Origin of the sequence: Acinetobacter faecalis (genome assembly GCF_034187745.1) — a bacterium.
Classification (GTDB): domain Bacteria; phylum Pseudomonadota; class Gammaproteobacteria; order Pseudomonadales; family Moraxellaceae; genus Acinetobacter; species Acinetobacter faecalis.
On record NZ_JAXHPF010000004.1, the window covers coordinates 248,795 to 260,890 of the forward strand.

General features: G+C 35.8%; 14 protein-coding genes and 1 tRNA gene. 12 read left to right on the plus strand and 3 right to left on the minus strand.

Going from position 1 to position 12,096, the window contains the following annotated elements; genetic code table 11:
* Window positions 1–98: 98 nt before the first annotated feature.
* Together SKM54_RS06355 and SKM54_RS06360 are read left to right on the plus strand one after the other, a co-directional pair.
* A complete protein-coding gene (locus SKM54_RS06355; RefSeq protein ID WP_154773432.1) occupies window positions 99–1,484 on the plus strand; it encodes a Do family serine endopeptidase in 1,386 nt (461 codons plus the stop codon).
* Window positions 1,485–1,617: 133 nt separating this feature from the next.
* Complete coding sequence (locus SKM54_RS06360) at window positions 1,618–2,070, plus strand: acyl-CoA thioesterase (RefSeq protein ID WP_321094758.1); 453 nt, start codon at window positions 1,618–1,620, stop codon at window positions 2,068–2,070.
* A gap of 142 nt (window positions 2,071–2,212) precedes the next feature.
* Here the strand turns inward: SKM54_RS06360 and SKM54_RS06365 are convergent, their stop codons facing one another.
* A complete protein-coding gene (locus SKM54_RS06365) occupies window positions 2,213–2,440 on the minus strand; it encodes a DUF1090 family protein (protein WP_154773434.1) in 228 nt (75 codons plus the stop codon).
* Between the two features lie 380 nt (window positions 2,441–2,820).
* Here SKM54_RS06365 and lepA point away from each other — a divergent pair, with 380 nt between their 5' ends.
* Genes lepA through miaE form a run of 9 tightly spaced genes read left to right on the plus strand, consistent with a single transcriptional unit; the run spans window position 2,821 to window position 9,944 of the window.
* Window positions 2,821–4,638 carry a translation elongation factor 4 gene (gene lepA, locus SKM54_RS06370; RefSeq protein ID WP_154773435.1) on the plus strand — a complete coding sequence of 606 codons (1,818 nt, stop codon included), beginning with the start codon at window positions 2,821–2,823 and terminating at the stop codon, window positions 4,636–4,638.
* Window positions 4,639–4,659: 21 nt separating this feature from the next.
* On the plus strand, window positions 4,660–5,487 hold the full coding sequence (gene lepB, locus SKM54_RS06375; RefSeq protein ID WP_154773436.1) for a signal peptidase I: 828 nt from the start codon (window positions 4,660–4,662) through the stop codon (window positions 5,485–5,487).
* 18 nt (window positions 5,488–5,505) lie between these two features.
* Entirely contained in the window at window positions 5,506–5,877 is a 372-nt protein-coding gene (locus tag SKM54_RS06380) for a DUF4845 domain-containing protein (protein WP_154773437.1), read from the plus strand.
* Entirely contained in the window at window positions 5,849–6,547 is a 699-nt protein-coding gene (gene rnc / locus SKM54_RS06385) for a ribonuclease III (protein WP_321094760.1), read from the plus strand. Before SKM54_RS06380 ends, rnc begins: the two co-directional genes overlap by 29 nt.
* Entirely contained in the window at window positions 6,547–7,578 is a 1,032-nt protein-coding gene (gene era, locus SKM54_RS06390; RefSeq protein ID WP_248103340.1) for a GTPase Era, read from the plus strand. The genes rnc and era overlap by 1 nt, the downstream gene beginning before the upstream one ends.
* A 30-nt stretch (window positions 7,579–7,608) precedes the next feature.
* Window positions 7,609–7,812: an NF038104 family lipoprotein gene (locus tag SKM54_RS06395; protein WP_248103338.1), complete on the plus strand. Its 204-nt coding sequence runs from the start codon at window positions 7,609–7,611 to the stop codon at window positions 7,810–7,812.
* 23 nt (window positions 7,813–7,835) lie between these two features.
* The gene (gene recO / locus SKM54_RS06400; protein ID WP_321088041.1) at window positions 7,836–8,549 is read left to right on the plus strand and encodes a DNA repair protein RecO; all 714 of its coding nucleotides are present in this window, start codon (window positions 7,836–7,838) and stop codon (window positions 8,547–8,549) included.
* A 9-nt stretch (window positions 8,550–8,558) separates the two neighbouring features.
* Window positions 8,559–9,287 (plus strand): pyridoxine 5'-phosphate synthase, encoded by a 729-nt coding sequence (gene pdxJ / locus SKM54_RS06405; protein WP_248103334.1) that lies wholly within the window; start codon window positions 8,559–8,561, stop codon window positions 9,285–9,287.
* A gap of 3 nt (window positions 9,288–9,290) precedes the next feature.
* Window positions 9,291–9,944: a tRNA-(ms[2]io[6]A)-hydroxylase gene (gene miaE, locus SKM54_RS06410; protein WP_154773443.1), complete on the plus strand. Its 654-nt coding sequence runs from the start codon at window positions 9,291–9,293 to the stop codon at window positions 9,942–9,944.
* A 109-nt stretch (window positions 9,945–10,053) separates the two neighbouring features.
* Here miaE and SKM54_RS06415 read toward each other — a convergent pair.
* Window positions 10,054–10,129, minus strand: a tRNA-Asn gene (locus SKM54_RS06415).
* A gap of 251 nt (window positions 10,130–10,380) precedes the next feature.
* Between SKM54_RS06415 and SKM54_RS06420 the strand changes: the two genes are divergently transcribed.
* Window positions 10,381–10,833 carry a hypothetical protein gene (locus SKM54_RS06420; protein WP_321094763.1) on the plus strand — a complete coding sequence of 151 codons (453 nt, stop codon included), beginning with the start codon at window positions 10,381–10,383 and terminating at the stop codon, window positions 10,831–10,833.
* A 565-nt stretch (window positions 10,834–11,398) separates the two neighbouring features.
* On the opposite strand, the gene fabR is transcribed toward SKM54_RS06420, so the two are convergent.
* Window positions 11,399–12,079 (minus strand): HTH-type transcriptional repressor FabR, encoded by a 681-nt coding sequence (gene fabR / locus SKM54_RS06425; RefSeq protein ID WP_248103326.1) that lies wholly within the window; start codon window positions 12,077–12,079, stop codon window positions 11,399–11,401.
* Window positions 12,080–12,096: the final 17 nt, after the last annotated feature.

Genomic DNA, 12,096 nt, shown 5'->3' on the forward strand with positions numbered 1-12,096 from the left:
TAAAACATATAAAGAAACATTTTATTACGCAAGAATATATTTCTTTGTGATAAAAATTATCTATAACATTTAAATAACCGGTCGAGTGAACATTTAATATGAAGACTAATGAATTAAAAAAAGGAATTTATGCTGCTGTTTTTACAATGGCGGCTGTGCAGACAAATGCAGGGACACCAGTCGATTTTTCTAATTTGGTGGAAAATGTAAGTCCTGCAGTTGTGAGTGTAAACGTTGTGAAAAAGATGTCTCAAGAAGAGCTCATGCAACAACAGGTTCCTGAAATTTTACGCAGATTCTTTGGTAATCAAATTGTTATTCCTCAGCAAAAAGCACCACAAGAAAAAACAGGCTTTGGTAGCGCATTTTTTATTGGTAAAGATGGTTATTTGCTCACAAACCATCACGTTGTTGAAAATGCATCGAAAGTCACCGTTGTTTTAAATGACCGTCGTGAGTTAGATGCAACTGTTGTTGGAAGTGATGAGCGTACCGATGTTGCCTTACTGAAAGTTTCAGGTGGAAACTTCCCTGAATTAAAAACAGGTAATGTAGATAATTTAAGAGTAGGTGAGCCTGTACTTGCCATTGGTTCACCATTTGGTTTTGAGTATTCAGCATCTGCGGGTATTGTCAGTGCAAAAATGCGTAATATGACAGGTGAAACCTCAGTTCCATTTATTCAAACAGATGTGGCTTTAAACCCTGGTAATTCAGGTGGTCCATTATTTAACCAAAAGGGTGAAGTCGTTGGGGTGAACTCTCGTATCTTTAGTGGTACGGGGGGATACATGGGACTTTCATTCTCTATTCCAATTGATGTTGCGATGGATATTGCAGATCAATTGAAGAAAAACGGTAAAGTAACACGTGCTTATTTAGGTTTAGGCTTACAAGATATTGACCGAGATTTGGCAGAATCTTATAAACTGCCAAAACCTGAAGGTTCATTGATCACACAAATTGCACCAAACTCTCCTGCAGAAAAAGCAGGTTTAAAATCGGGCGATGTGATTTTAAAAATTAATGGGACACCTATTTTAAGAACAGTTGAGTTATTTAGTTATTTGAACCGACTTGTACCAGGTCAAACTGTACAGTTTGAAGTATTACGTGATGATAAACGTCAAAATATTTCAGCAAAATTATCAACAGCACCAGATGATACACCTGCCAAAAATAAAGCTGGAAATGCGCAAAATAAAGGGCCTGTTTTAGGTGTAAGTATTCGAGACTTAACAGCACAAGAGCAAAGTCGTTTATCGGTTAAAGGTGGCGTGTTATTGCAAGATGTTTTACGTGGTGGTGCCGCTTCACAAGCTCGCTTAATTCCGGGCGATATCATTGTTCAAGTGAATAGTCGAGATGTAAAAAATGCATCTGAATTTGTAGAAACAGTTGCTCAATTCAAAAAGAACAATGTTGTACGTATGACCATTATTCGTGATGGACAGCGTGCAATTGTTGGTGTTCGTATTCAATAATTATCTTTCATCAATTTAATAGATATTAATAGCAATAAAAACCGCTTTTTATAGGGCGGTTTTTATTTTTATTCTAAGCTGAATTTTCGTTAGACTAATGCAAATGTTATGGCAATAAAATTTAGAGAACGTAATGAGTGAGATTTTTGATTTAAGACTAACAGTAAAGCCAGAACATATTGATATTTTGGGGCATGTAAATAATGTGATGTATGTGCATTGGATGCAAGATGTTGCATTGGCGCATATTGAAGAGTTAGGTTTAGGCTTAAAAGAATATATTGAATTGAAACATGCAATGGTTGCTGTAGAGCATCATGTGCAATATCGCAAAGCTGCCTTAGAAGGCGAAACTATAGTATTAAGAACGTGGCTAAATGATATCAATTCACTGTATTTATTTAGACAGTACGCCTTTTATCGACCATCAGATAAAGCTTTATTGTTTGTGGGAAATACAAAGTGGGCATGTATTGAAATAGATACAGGTAGACCAAAAAGAATGTCTCCAACCTTTACACAAGCCTATCAGCCAATTTCAAATGAAAAAGATCCATTTGATTTTACACAATATGATGCTTCTTAGATTTCTTAGATGACATATAAGAAGTCTTCAGGAGTTGTGTTGTTAAGGGTTCTAAATAAATTTTATAGATCAATTCTATGTTGAATAAGAAGTAAATTTTCAACATAGAATCAAAAAAATATAGTGAAACTAAGTGTGAAAATTATTTAGAGTAAGATGATTGATCTGCTTTAATTTGAGCACATTGTTGACCGACTCGAGCAAGTGCTTTTTCTAAACCTTTAATTCTATTTGTATTGTTATATTTTTTTGCATATGCAATTTGCTGTTGTAGTTTTTCTTTTTTAATTTGGCAAGATTTATAATCTAGGGCAAATGCCTGAAATGAAATTAAAGAAATAGATGTAATTAGTAGTGATTTAAACAGCATATTGTAACCCAAAAAAATATAACAAAAGTTAAAAAGATAGTTTAAGTTATCTTAAATGTGTGGTGTGTGAATAAAGGCAAGTCTATGTAATATCCTGTAAATTTGACTGAATAAAACAAACTAAGTTCTAAGAAAAATAAAAGCTTATATTGAAGTTTGGCTTTTAGAGTTCGGGAAATATCATTTATTATTTAATTTGATTCTTTGTTTATCCAAAAAATAGAAAATATGCAGATGTGGTTAGGCTGAGAAAGCTTAAAACTAAATGATTATAATGAATACTTTGAAAAAACCATCTGCTATAATCTTTCGCAACTTTATTCTGCTTTTGCTGTGCATAAATTATTGCATGCATAGCGCGTTTATTTCCAAGGTAGCCCATGGCGCAAGCTAAAAAATCTGTTGATATAAAAAACATTCGTAACTTTTCGATTATTGCGCATATCGATCACGGAAAGTCGACTCTAGCTGATCGTTTTATTCAAACCTGTGGTGGTTTGCAAGACCGTGAAATGCAAGCGCAAGTTCTTGATTCTATGGAATTGGAGCGTGAGCGTGGTATTACAATTAAAGCTACATCGGTAACTTTGTATTACACACATCCGAATGGTGAAGAATATCAACTTAACTTCATTGACACACCTGGACACGTAGACTTCTCTTACGAAGTGTCTCGTTCACTTGCTGCCTGTGAAGGTGCTTTGCTTGTGGTCGATGCTGCTCAAGGTGTGGAAGCTCAATCTGTAGCAAACTGCTATACAGCAATTGAACAAGGTCTAGAAGTTCTTCCAGTACTTAATAAAATTGACTTGCCTCAAGCAGAGCCTGAGCGTGTTATTCAAGAAATTGAAGATATTATTGGTATTGAAGCAACTGAAGCACCAACGTGTTCTGCTAAAACAGGTTTAGGTATTGAAGGTGTTTTAGAAACACTTGTAAATATTATTCCTGCACCTGTAGGCGATCGCGAAGCACCGTTACAAGCTTTAATTGTTGATTCATGGTTCGACAACTATTTAGGTGTTGTATCGTTAGTACGTATTAAACAAGGTCGTGTGCGTAAGGGCGACAAAATGTTGATGAAATCAACAGGTCAAACGCACATCATCACTTCCGTTGGTATTTTTAATCCAAAACATACTGAAACAGGAATGTTGGAAGCAGGCGAAGTTGGTTTTGTGATTGCGGGTATTAAAGATATTTTTGGTGCGCCAGTAGGTGACACAATTACGCTTTCTACTACGCCTGAAGTTGAAACGTTACCAGGTTTCAAAAAGGTTAAGCCGCAGGTTTATGCAGGTTTATTCCCAATTGACGCAAGTGATTTTGAACCATTCCGTGATGCGTTACAGAAATTACAAATTAACGATTCTGCATTATTCTTTGAACCAGAAAGTTCAGATGCATTAGGCTTTGGTTTCCGTTGTGGCTTCTTAGGTATGCTACATATGGAAATTGTACAAGAGCGTTTAGAACGTGAGTACGATTTAGACCTCATTTCATCTGCTCCAACGGTAATTTACGAAGCTGTTATGAAAAATGGTGAAACCATTTATATTGATAGCCCATCTAAAATGCCAGATGGTTCTACAGTAGAAGACCTCCGTGAACCAATCGCAGAATGTAATATTCTCGTTCCTCAAGAATACTTGGGTAATGTAATGACATTGTGTGTTGAACGCCGTGGTATTCAAAAAGATATGAAGTTTGTAAGTAATCAAGTTGCGATTACTTTTGAAATCCCAATGGCTGAAGTTGTAATGGATTTCTTTGATAAATTGAAATCTTGTTCGCGTGGTTTTGCATCACTCGATTACAATTTTGTACGTTTTGAAAGTTCTTCTTTAGTTAAAGTTGACGTGTTGATCAATGGCGATAAAGTAGATGCTTTAGCTATGATTTGTCACCGTCAAGATGCTCGTCATCGCGGTATTGCGCTTGTTGAAAAAATGAAAGATTTGATTCCGCGTCAAATGTTTGATGTTGCAATTCAAGCTGCAATTGGTGCACAAATTATCGCGCGTTCAACAGTAAAAGCGATGCGTAAAAACGTATTGGCTAAATGTTATGGTGGTGACGTTTCACGTAAGAAGAAACTTCTATCAAAACAAAAAGAAGGTAAGAAGCGCATGAAGCAAGTGGGTAGTGTTGAAATCCCACAAGAAGCGTTCCTTGCTGTATTGAAAGTAGAAAGATAAAACACAGAGGTCATTTAGCTCATGGATTTTGATTTTAATTTAATCCTCGTACCAGCCACACTTGTATTCTTTTTTGTGTGGCTATTAGATAAGTTTGTCTTTAAACAAAGACAAACAAAAGGGCGTGGAAATGAAAATTTCATTATCACATGGGCTTATGACTTTTGGCCTGTTTTAGCGGTTGTTTTAATTCTACGCTCGTTTTTATATGAACCATTTAATATTCCGTCAGATTCTATGGTGCCAACCTTAGAAACAGGTGATTTTATTTTGGTGAATAAATTCGATTATGGCGTTCGTTTACCAATTATTAATAAGAAAATTATTGATGTTGGCGAACCTGAGCGTGGTGATGTGATTGTATTTCGTTATCCACCACAACCTACAATTAGCTATATTAAGCGTGTAGTCGGTGTTCCTGGTGATCATATTGTTTATGATCATGGTCAGCTCACCATTAATGGTACAAAAGTTGCTAAAGTTCCTGTGGAATTTAGCCGTGAAAAAGATGCTTTAGATACACCAACCTCTATTTATCACAAAGAAACATTGGGTGAGCATACGTTCACCATGCGTGAGTTAGAGGACGTAAATGTTGCACGCCAAGCACCATTTATTAACTACGTAGAAAATGGTAAGTATTCAACTACAAATGGTTTATATTGGGAAGTAAAAGTTCCTGAAGGTCAATACTTTGCAATGGGTGATAACCGAGATCAAAGTGCTGATAGTCGTTTTTGGGGATTTGTGCCAGAAGAAAATCTAACAGGTCGCGCATTCTATAAATGGATGCATAAAGAACCTGGGTTAAACATTCCATCTTTTGGTCGTAATGGGGCAATTGATTAAAACAATTAGGGGAAATTTATGCGTAAATCTCAGCGTGGGGCTTCGTATAGTTCAATTTTATTTGCAGTGATTGTTTTTGTATTACTTGCAAAGTTTTTGGTTGCTGTTGGTGGACCATATTTTGATGATAGAATGATTGATAGTGAAATATCAGAAGTGCTTAAAAATAGCCCATCAGATATAACGCCATTGAAACTTAATACCCAAATGAATCAACGTTTTTCGATGAATAATATCGATGTGAAATTTGAAGACATCGCAAAAGTAACGAAAGATAATCAATTGGTTGTTAAAAAGAATTACGAAGTAAGAAAGCCTTTCTTCTTAAATATAGATTTAGTGTTAAAGTTCGAGAAAAATTTTGATCAAAGCTCAGTCCAAGCTAAATGAAAGTCGTTTAGTGAGTCGTATCGGGTATCAGTTTAAACAACCTGAATTGTTGCAACTGGCATTGACCCACCGCTCGGTGAGCCATAAATTAAACTATGAGCGCCTAGAATTTCTAGGCGATTCATTGTTAGGGATGATTATTGCCAATTATCTCTATCGTGCTTATCCTCATGAAAATGAAGGTCGTTTAACGCGTATGCGTGCAACCTTAGTGCGACAAGAAGCGCTAGGAAAAATTGCCAACGACTTAAAGTTAAGCCAAAATTTAATTTTAAGTACGGGTGAATTAAAGTCTGGTGGTCATCACCGTGAGTCTATTTTGGCAGATACTGTGGAAGCAATTATTGGTGCTATTTATGTAGATTGTAATGATCTAACTATATTAGAACCTATTGTTTTAAAATGGTATGTACCTTATTTAGATAATATTGAACCAACAGATCAACTGAAAGATCCTAAGTCCCGCTTACAAGAGTATTTACAAGCACGTAAAAAACCTCTCCCGGTTTACGAGGTTGTGGATATTCAGGGTGATGCGCCGAATCAACACTTTAAAGTAGAGTGTATTGTTCAGGGCTTACCCGTGAAGTATGGAGAAGGATCTAGCCGTCGCTTTGCTGAACAATCAGTAGCGGCAGATATCTTAAAACTATTGGAGATAAAGTCTTAATGACTACTCATTCCGATCACATCGATGCTGATCACGAGTCGCAAGAAAGCGACAGTAACGACTTAATTAGTCAATTTTTTAGTTCGCAAGGAACAGAAATTCCTGCCGATTATAAAAGTGGATTTGTTGCAATTGTAGGTCGCCCAAACGTGGGTAAATCTACACTTATGAACCATATATTGGGTCAAAAGTTATCTATTACTTCACGTAAACCACAAACAACGCGTCATAAAATTGTGGGTATTGATACACGTGAAAAATCTCAGGCTGTATTTGTAGATACACCAGGGATGCACAAAAAAGAAGTGCGTGCGATTAACAAAATGATGAACCGTGCTGCACACTCTGCATTACGTGATGTAAACTTAGTTTTGTTTGTTGTTGATGCTCAAAAGTGGACACCAAACGATGATTTGGTTTTGGAAAAACTGCAAAATGCAGAAATGCCAGTCATTTTGGTTATCAATAAACTTGATACTTTTGAAAATAAGAATCAAGCATTACCACTTATTCAAGAACGTGCAAAGCTCATGAACTTTGCTGAAATTGTTCCTGTGTCTGCATTACGTGGTTCTAACTTAGATCACTTGCGTGACACAATTGAGCGTTATTTACCGTTCCAGCCACCGCTATATTCAATGGATCAAATTACAGATCGTTCAGAGCGTTTCTTAGCATCTGAAACAATCCGTGAAAAGATTATGCGTCAATTGGGTGAAGAGCTTCCATACGATTTAACCGTTCAAATTGAATCTTTTAAAACGGAAGAAGCAACCATTAGTCCAAAAACAGGCCGTCCAAAAGCTGCATGTACATATATTGATGCAACAATTTTTGTAGACCGTCCAAGCCAAAAAGCAATTGTGATTGGTGAGCGCGGTGCGAAATTGAAGAAAATTGGTATGGATGCCCGTGTGGACATGGAAAAAATGTTCGAACAGAAAATCATGCTTACACTTTGGGTTAAAGTGAAAGGTGGATGGTCTGATGATGAACGTGCACTGAAAAGCTTAGGATATAGCGATATTTAATATCGCTTATTGATACCTTAGGGGGCTGTAATGATAAAAGTTTTTGCTATAGGAATATGTGCTTTATTTCTACAAGGCTGTATTACTAAAATTGTTACAGTCCCTGTTAAGGTTGCCTATAAAACAACAAAAGGTGTTGTAAAGGGCACAGCAGCAGTGGTTGGAGCTGTCATTCCGGATGGAGATGATGACGCTGACTCAAATGAAGATGATGAAGATAATCAAAAAAAATAATTTAAGGATTAAGAACTTCTGTCATGCGCAATGAAATTTTGCATGGTTATTTAATTCATCACAGAAAATATCGTGACCGTAGCCATATTGTGCATTTATTTACGCAAGAGCATGGTCGTGTTGATGGAATTTTAAGACAAACACCTCCTCCACAATATCAACCTATATGCCTTCAAGCTTCAGGTAAATCTGAACTCAAAAATTTTAGTAAATTAGAAATTGTAAATCAGCCGATTTTTTTTCATGGCGATGCATTTTTTTCAGGTTTTTATTTGAATGAAGTTTTATTAAGACTTTGTCCACTTGAAGTAGAAATGCCACAAACATTTAGTCAATATTCAAGAACCTTAGAACAATTACAAAAGCTTTCTCAACAATCAGATCAAAACTTATTTTTACGCCAAATTTTACGTCAGTTTGAACATGAATTATTAGAAGACCTTGGTTATGCAATTGATTTTTCAGTCGATTCAAACCAAGAAGAAATTTCTAGTGAAATGAATTATCAATTCCAATTAAATGATGGATTTCTTGCCACTGCCCAAGCATCTAGATCAGCTGTATCGGGTGCTTTAATAAAAACCATGATGCAGTATGAAAAAGGTGGGGAATTCAATCTAGAGCAGTTACAATTGCTCACTAAGCTATATCGACAAGTGATTACTTCACTTTTAGGGGATCGCCCTTTAAAAAGTAGACAATTGTGGGTTCAAAACGCTCAAACTCATCGTCAGTAGGAAAGTATTATGGCTGCATTATTAGGTGTGAATATTGATCATGTTGCAACTTTGCGACAAGCACGTGGCACCTCTTATCCAGATCCTGTAAGTGCGGCATTAATTTGCGAGCAAGCGGGTGCAGAAGGTATTACTTTGCATTTGCGTGAAGATCGTCGTCATATTCAAGATGCAGACGTGTATCGCATGCGTAAAGCTTTAAAAACACGTATGAATTTGGAAATAGCAGTAACCGATGAAATGATTGAAATTGCTAAAAATGTAAAGCCACATCATATTTGTTTTGTGCCTGAAAAGCGTGAAGAAGTAACGACTGAAGGTGGTTTAGATGTTGTTGGGCATTTTGAAGATGTAAGAAAAGCTACGCAAGAATTAACAGCAATTGGTTGTGATGTTTCATTATTTATTGATGCTGATTTTGCCCAAATTGATGCAGCCGTTGCTTGTGGTGCACCAACAATTGAAATTCATACAGGTGCGTATGCAGATGCGGAAACACCTGAACAGCAGCAAGCTGAACTTGAGCGCATTGTGAAAGGTGTTGAATATGCTGCTTCAAAAGGCTTGGTTGTAAATGCAGGGCATGGTTTGCATCTTGAAAACGTTACTCCAATTGCTCAAATCCCACAAATTCATGAATTAAATATTGGTCATTCAATTATTGCTGATGCTGTATTTATTGGATTAGCAGAAGCAGTAAAACAAATGAAAGCGGTTATTAAGGCGGCACGTAAGTAAGTTATGTCTACAATTAATTATGATGAACTTATGGAACCCGTGATTGGTTTCTTAGGTTGTAAAACGCCACAGCCTTGGCTAGATGAAGCATTAAATAATTTAGAAATTTTGATGCAAGATCATGCGAATTGTGAGAAAAAAGCGGCAAGTACAGCAATGAACTTGATGTTTCGCTATAACTATTATGTCGATTTACAAGTAAAGCTTGCTCAGCTTGTGCGTGAAGAAATGCTGCATTATGAACAAGTTTTAGGGCTTATGAATAAGCGTGGACAAGCTTGGAAAAATTTAAGTGCAGGGCGTTACGCAGGTGGTTTGCGCAAAGAAATTCGTACTTATGAGCCTGAAGCATTGATTGATGTATTGGTAATTGGTGCATTTGTTGAAGCACGTTCATGTGAGCGTTTTTATGCGCTTGCACCGCTTGTAGATGATGAATTAGGACGTTACTACCGTTACCTGCTAAAGTCTGAATCTAGACATTATGAAGATTATTTAGCACTGGCTGTAGATGTTGCAAAAACTTCTAAATTGAAAAATCCTGAAGAGGATATTCAACAGCGTATTGAGTACATTCGTGAAGTAGAAAAGAATCTGATTTTAACGCCAGATGAGCTTTTCCGTTTCCATAGCGGTGTACCTGTGAAGGCTGTATAACGTAGTTTGAAGCTGTAAAAAAATCCCTCTAGATGAGGGATTTTTTTATGAATTTATTTATTCAAAACAGAAAAAAGCCCACTTCATAATGAGTGGGCTTTTTAGTATTTGGCTCTCCAACCTGGGCTCGAACCAGGGACCTGCGGATTAACAGTCCGTCGCTCTACCGACTGAGCTATTGGAGAATCTGCATGCGATTATAAGGACATTTGAAAGAGGGTCAAGGGAAAACTGTCATCTTTCTTACATTTTTTATCTGTATGCTTTTTATTTGAACAAAAAACAAAAGAATAAAGAAAAAATGATTGAAGGGCTTGCAAAGAAAAAAATCAATTGGTAGTCTGATACTAACAACAGAGCGTTTGAGCGAAAGCTTAAACAGTGTGGATTTAAACCCAACTTGCCAGCACTAAAATGGCTAAATAGGAGAAAGCGAATGAATACGCTCACTATCCCTCAAATTTTTGCAAATTTTTCTTTTTACAAAGAAAATTACCTTTCAATTATTAATAATGCTGATCAATACTATGTGCCTGTGAGAGGTGCTGAAGTACAAATTTGGCCGTTAACAGCGCATCAGTTATTTTTAGGCGATTTATTGCAACTTTGGTTTGCTGGTAAATGGACTGTAGATAACAAGAGAAAGCTTCTCATCAACACCATTTTAAGAGATAAAACTTTAGATCAAACTGAACAAGATTTATTTGTTTATGAGATTAAAGGTAGCTCGATTTCAGGTGAGGATAGTTCAACTGCTTGGTCAAGAAGTGAAAATAAGGCGGTTGATATTTCGGTAGGTTCAATTTTTCAATTTTATTGCGTATTTAAAGGGCTTTCACGTCCTATTCAAACTTTTAATAGCGCAGAAAAGCTGAAATCTGCAATTTAATTTCTCATATAATGAGCGCAAATTAGTTCTAATTTAGCGCTCAAAATGAATTGATGATTTTAGTTTTATAATTGAACATGTGTGAAAATTACCGTTATGCGAGTATAAGAATTTCTTTCTTATTTCTCTTTATGCTTAGAGTCTAGACATATAAGTTTTATCAAAAGTATCAAATTTATTTAATATTTTAAGTGAAATATCTTCGCCTGTAATAGATGTTGCAGATGTATGCTGTGAGTTAACAAGAATAATATCTAGATTAAGACAAAGGGTTCGTTTACTTTCAATAACAATAAATTGAGGTGAATGCTTTTTTAGGCATTTTGCGATATATCTTTTTAAGTTCTCTGTTTGATAGACATCTATAATTTGGTAACGCATGAGAGAGGCTTTACAAAAAAAATATAGACACATAATAGAACGTGAAGAATCAAGTATCTACAATTAAAAAGTATCAATATGTACAAAGCTATTATTAAGTTTATAAAAGTATTTTCTGCCCCAATTTTAATATTGAAGCAGTTTAAATTTAACTCAATAAAAATTGTAATTTAAAGATTAAAAATCAATTAATTTTAGATTCACCTAAATGGCGTGAACCTTCTAAAATCATACGAATCATAATCATGGTTTGTTCAGCAACTTCTTTACGTTGCTCCATAGGCATTTCAATAACTTTGGCACCCATATTGAAAACAAGCTGAGTAATCGCATTGGCAACAATTTCAGGATGAGTGAGGTTACTGTTATTTTCTTTTTCTAAACGTACAAGATCATCACGTAATTCTTGTTGGAAATAGTTAAGCTGACGTTCTACTGCTAATTTGTAAGAATTAGAACCTGTATAACCTTCACGTAATAAAAGGCTTAAATTGCCTTCATCTGCATTAAGCTGTTCAATAAAAACTTCTACAGATGTGCGAATAATACTGCTTTGCTTCGATGCTTTTAAACGCGCTTGATGCAAAATTTTACGTAATACACCACCAGAACGTTCAATCAGTTCAATAGCTAATTCATCTATATCTTTAAAATGACGATAAAAACTATTTGGTGCAATGCCTGCTTCACGTGCAACTTCACGCAAACTCAATGATGCAATACTTTTTTGTGGACCAATTAAATTGAGTGCAGCTTGGAAAAGTTCTTCTTTTGTAATTGTTGCTTTACGCCCAACTGTGCGTGCAGGAAGTGTTTCCTGAACATTTTTAGGTTCATGTGAAGTAGCGTCACTGCTTATTTTCATTGATTTTTCAGTCATGT

Coding starts and splice junctions, on each gene's coding strand:
- SKM54_RS06355 (WP_154773432.1), top strand. CDS start 99: ATGAAGACTAATGAATTAAAAAAAGGAATTTATGCTGCTGTTTTTACA.
- SKM54_RS06360 (WP_321094758.1), top strand. CDS start 1,618: ATGAGTGAGATTTTTGATTTAAGACTAACAGTAAAGCCAGAACATATT.
- SKM54_RS06365 (WP_154773434.1), bottom strand. CDS start 2,440: ATGCTGTTTAAATCACTACTAATTACATCTATTTCTTTAATTTCATTT.
- lepA (WP_154773435.1), top strand. CDS start 2,821: ATGGCGCAAGCTAAAAAATCTGTTGATATAAAAAACATTCGTAACTTT.
- lepB (WP_154773436.1), top strand. CDS start 4,660: ATGGATTTTGATTTTAATTTAATCCTCGTACCAGCCACACTTGTATTC.
- SKM54_RS06380 (WP_154773437.1), top strand. CDS start 5,506: ATGCGTAAATCTCAGCGTGGGGCTTCGTATAGTTCAATTTTATTTGCA.
- era (WP_248103340.1), top strand. CDS start 6,547: ATGACTACTCATTCCGATCACATCGATGCTGATCACGAGTCGCAAGAA.
- SKM54_RS06395 (WP_248103338.1), top strand. CDS start 7,609: ATGATAAAAGTTTTTGCTATAGGAATATGTGCTTTATTTCTACAAGGC.
- recO (WP_321088041.1), top strand. CDS start 7,836: ATGCGCAATGAAATTTTGCATGGTTATTTAATTCATCACAGAAAATAT.
- pdxJ (WP_248103334.1), top strand. CDS start 8,559: ATGGCTGCATTATTAGGTGTGAATATTGATCATGTTGCAACTTTGCGA.
- miaE (WP_154773443.1), top strand. CDS start 9,291: ATGTCTACAATTAATTATGATGAACTTATGGAACCCGTGATTGGTTTC.
- SKM54_RS06420 (WP_321094763.1), top strand. CDS start 10,381: ATGAATACGCTCACTATCCCTCAAATTTTTGCAAATTTTTCTTTTTAC.
- fabR (WP_248103326.1), bottom strand. CDS start 12,079: ATGAAAATAAGCAGTGACGCTACTTCACATGAACCTAAAAATGTTCAG.